4 protein-coding genes are annotated in these 3,812 nt (G+C 40.6%); 1 reads left to right on the top strand and 3 read right to left on the bottom strand.

The genetic code is table 11. The annotated features are described in order from the left end of the window. Positions 1-326: 326 nt before the first annotated feature. Positions 327-1,025 (top strand): phosphoribosyltransferase, encoded by a 699-nt coding sequence (locus ACEW80_RS01950; protein ID WP_373524984.1) that lies wholly within the window; start codon positions 327-329, stop codon positions 1,023-1,025. 34 nt (positions 1,026-1,059) lie between these two features. Here ACEW80_RS01950 and ACEW80_RS01945 read toward each other — a convergent pair whose 3' ends face one another. The 3 genes from ACEW80_RS01945 to ACEW80_RS01935 all read right to left on the bottom strand — a co-directional run. Next, positions 1,060-2,160: a tetratricopeptide repeat protein gene (locus ACEW80_RS01945; protein WP_373524983.1), complete on the bottom strand. Its 1,101-nt coding sequence runs from the start codon at positions 2,158-2,160 to the stop codon at positions 1,060-1,062. Between the two features lie 370 nt (positions 2,161-2,530). Then, the gene (locus tag ACEW80_RS01940) at positions 2,531-3,310 is read right to left on the bottom strand and encodes an ABC transporter ATP-binding protein (RefSeq protein ID WP_373524982.1); all 780 of its coding nucleotides are present in this window, start codon (positions 3,308-3,310) and stop codon (positions 2,531-2,533) included. 186 nt (positions 3,311-3,496) lie between these two features. Next, positions 3,497-3,812 (bottom strand): transposase (locus tag ACEW80_RS01935; protein ID WP_373524981.1); only part of this gene is annotated, 316 nt, incomplete at its 5' end.

Here is a 3,812-nt window from a genome sequence, read left to right as displayed (position 1 = left end):
CCCAATTTGCCCGGCGCTCGCCGACGAAAGTGCAAGGTTTTTGAACCTCTGGATGCTATAGTCTTGCACTTGCTTGGTGAAAAAATGCTCAAAACCCTTACCTAGACTATGTTTCACTTTTGTTCAGCAAGCCCTATTTATAGGACGCCGGTTTGATTTTTGAAACTATACTGAGACTGAAAAGCTCGTTTTACCAGGGTTTCATCTGAAATCCTGTTCAGAAATCAAATATGAGTCCTATATATAAATCTTATTGTATCAGTTAATTGAAGACAAAATTCAGTCATCATAAAAGCAGTGCCGTCTTAAAGATGCTGGGAGAAACCATGTCATATACCCCACTTTTCGCTGATCGCACCCATGCAGGTGAGGAATTGGCGCGAGTGATTCATGATGTTTTGACTCAGCAAACTATTGATTCTAAGGTAAAGCCTGTACCAATTGTTTATGCTTTGCCAAGAGGGGGTGTACCAGTAGCAGCACCAATAGCACGTCTTTTGGGTTGCCCGTTGACGATAGTTGTGGCGAAAAAGATTAGCCATCCAGAAAATCCAGAGTTAGCAATTGGTGCAGCGACTACTTCCGGAAATGTTCTTTGGACTGATCAAAAGCTGTTTCGTTCTAAACATGATATCCAATGGCGAGAAGTCGCTCTAAATAAAGCCATCAACCAAGCTAAGTCTCTTGAGGAACAATTAATTTCTGCTTGTCCTCAGGTAAATGCCGAGGGTGCTACGCTCATCTTAGTTGATGATGGCATTGCCACAGGTATGACAATAGCGGTAGCGGCAACTGCGCTCAAAGCGCTCTCTCCAACAGCAGTTTGGTTATGCACTCCAGTAGCGCCACCAAAATTGCTACCCTGGTTGAATCAATGGGGCGATCGCACAATTGTCTTAGAAACACCGGAACCTTTCCGCAGTGTAAGTAACTTTTACGCGCAATTTCCCCAAGTAGATACATTAGAAGTTCTCATATATCTCCAACAACAAAAAACTATGGGGGAAATTGATTTGTGCGAGTAATTTTGAATTTTGAATTGTTTCTCTTTCTTGCTTTTTAACTATTTGTAGATGTTCCCTGCTCGTATTGTATAATTTTGGCATAATCACCCAAGGCGTAGCAAGCAGCTTTCAGACGAGCAAGAGCTTCTTCTTCACTGCGTCGGTCTTTGATACTCCTAGCTAACAGCAAACGTTCTTCATAATATGTAACTGCTTTGTTATAGTTACCCAAAGCTTCACAAGCAACTCCTAAACTACCTAAGGATTGTTCCTCGCTACGCTTGTCTTTAATTTCTCTAGCTAATTGCAACCGTTCTTCATAATACTTAATGGCTTTGGCATAATCATATAAGGCATAACAAGCATTACCTAGATTCTTTAACACCTGAGAAGCCGTGCGAACATTTTTTAAGGAGCGTGCTATTACTACACATTGTTCATAGTAGGCGATCGCTTTTGGGTAATTGTCCAAAGCATACCAAGCGTTACCCAAATTTTTGAGTACCTGTTCCTCGCCCCAGTTATCTTTGAGTTCCCGCACAATTTCTAGGCTTTGCTGCTGATACTCAATTGCCTGTGTAAAGTTGGCTAAAGCTTTATAAACCAATCCCAAATTATTCAGTGCAGCCACTTGACTTCGTTTGTCTTGCAGTTGCTGCGTTATTTTCAAACACTTTTCCAGAAACTCAATTGCCTTTTTATGGTCATTCAGGTGACGGTAGGCATTACCTAAATGGGAAAGTGCTTGCATCTGCAATGCTAAATCTGATCTGTCTTCGCTCAAAGACAAACACTGTTGAGAGTAGGATATAGCACCCTTGTAGTCTCCGGCGCTATAAGTTACTAATCCTAAAAAAGAAAGCACCTGTGCCTGTTTTGGCAAATCCCCAACTACCTGAAATAGCCCTAAGGATTGTTGTAAAGACTTAATCGCCGCTACTAGCTCACCAGCTTGCTGCTGTTGAATTCCTTGTCGCAGTAGCCTAGAAGCTTCCAATAAATGGTCGTCACTTTCCTGCGGAGGTTGTCTTTCTGCTTGCGAACCAGGGTCAAATTCATAGGTAATTGTATTGCGCTTCACTGGCTTTAGGTATGTTATGAGTAATTGCAGGGGAACTGTATTTTTAGATTTATTATTCCATCCGTCTTTACACATTAACCCCTTCCTGTTAAGTCTGGTGGTAAATTTAGTGTTCCCAAAACCAGAATGCATCTTTCATTAAACTGGTTTACCACAGCCGGAATCCCAAAGGCTTAAGTTGTGAAGATGGGCTGTTTGATGTCGTTACCTCGAATAGCATCATTTACCATACTAGATTTAGCAGGAGTGAGAATTTAAATGAAGCGATCGCTATTGAACCGTTCATCAGCGCTCTTAATATTACCACTAATCAACAGTAATAACTACAGTTGTCACTCCCAAACTTACAACTTACAAAAATAAATAACTTCAACCAGCAGAGCAATGTTTGACAACAAGATACTCCAGAACTACACACTTTTTTGTCACAAAATTAATTGAGTTATCATAACACAGCAGAAATGGCACAAACTTGTAAACCAACAGGTGTGTGAATAATCACAGATTCAACACCAAATACTTGTGCTATGACATTTGAAGTGAGAACTTCTTCAGGCGTGCCAACTTTCCACAGATGACCTTGTTTTAATAAAGCGATACGAGAGCTATACCGTGCGGCTAAATTTAATTCGTGTAAAACTGTAACAATAGTTAATCCCTTCTGCTGATTTAGATTTTTCAGTAGTTCCAATAGTTGTAATTGATAGTTGATATCTAAAAAAGTTGTAGGTTCATCCAACAGTAAAATTTTTGATTCTTGCGCTAGTGCTAGAGCTAAAAAAGCTCGTTGTCTTTCACCACCGGAGAGTTGTTCAACTAAGCGGTCGCTCATTTTTTCTAGTTGCGTTTTTTTAATTGCATCTTCCACTTTGAGCAAATCTTCAACGTTTAATTCCCATTGCCACCAAGGTTGATGTGGTGTGCGTCCTAAACTTACTAATTGTCGCACTGTTAAACCAACAGGAACTGTTTGTTGTTGTGGTAACAATGCCAGTTTCTGTGCAACCAAATTTGGGGGTTGAGAGTGAATTGCTTTACCATCAAGTAGTACCGTTCCCTGCTGTGGCGAGAGGATGCGACTCAGCAATTTGAGTAATGTAGACTTCCCTGAGCCATTAGCACCAACTAAACTCAACCATTCTCCTGGTTGCAGAGTGAGGTTAATGTTTTGGACAATTGGTAGTGCGGTGTAACCGCCTGTGAGATTTTGTAGTACTAGTGGCATTTGCTGAAATTCAACAATCAAAGGTGTAGTAAATACCATTTTGACAATCAAAAACTTAATTAACCCTTCAGGTGATGAAAAACAACGGAATGATTATATGTATAGAACCCATTTGACATCTAAGAAGGTGCTGCAAGCCTCTTAATCATTAGCCTGATGAAGCAGAGATTGAGTTTGGCAGTGGCACTAACCTTTCTTTCGTTCAAAGTTCTTAACCAGAATTTTACAGCGCTCCATCCAAGCATTGGAGCGTTCGATCACCCATCTGGCTATTGCCGGAACAAATCCAGATTTTCCTTGTGCCGCTTTCTCTTGTTTTGAGGGTTTCGTAGAAAGTTGAAACTGAATTTTGGTCATGATCTCTTGCCAATTGCATCCATTTTTTAGTTGATAGAGAATTCCATTGAAGATATCTCGCTTTGGCCAGTTGGTCGGTCGAGTCTGCTTCTTAGTCGGTAATATCTCTTGCAATAAGGGTTCAAAAATTTCCCATTCTGCATCA

The sequence above is a fragment of the Nostoc sp. genome (genome assembly GCF_041747015.1).
Classification (GTDB): Bacteria; Cyanobacteriota; Cyanobacteriia; order Cyanobacteriales; family Nostocaceae; genus Nostoc.
The sequence above is the reverse complement of the archived record's forward strand: the minus strand, read 5'-3'. Positions and strand labels throughout refer to the sequence as shown.

Bases quoted from the DNA above. Each gene is read 5' to 3' on its own strand.
- ACEW80_RS01940 (WP_373524982.1), bottom strand. From the start codon at position 3,310: ATGCCACTAGTACTACAAAATCTCACAGGCGGTTACACCGCACTACCA.
- ACEW80_RS01945 (WP_373524983.1), bottom strand. From the start codon at position 2,160: ATGTGTAAAGACGGATGGAATAATAAATCTAAAAATACAGTTCCCCTG.
- ACEW80_RS01950 (WP_373524984.1), top strand. From the start codon at position 327: ATGTCATATACCCCACTTTTCGCTGATCGCACCCATGCAGGTGAGGAA.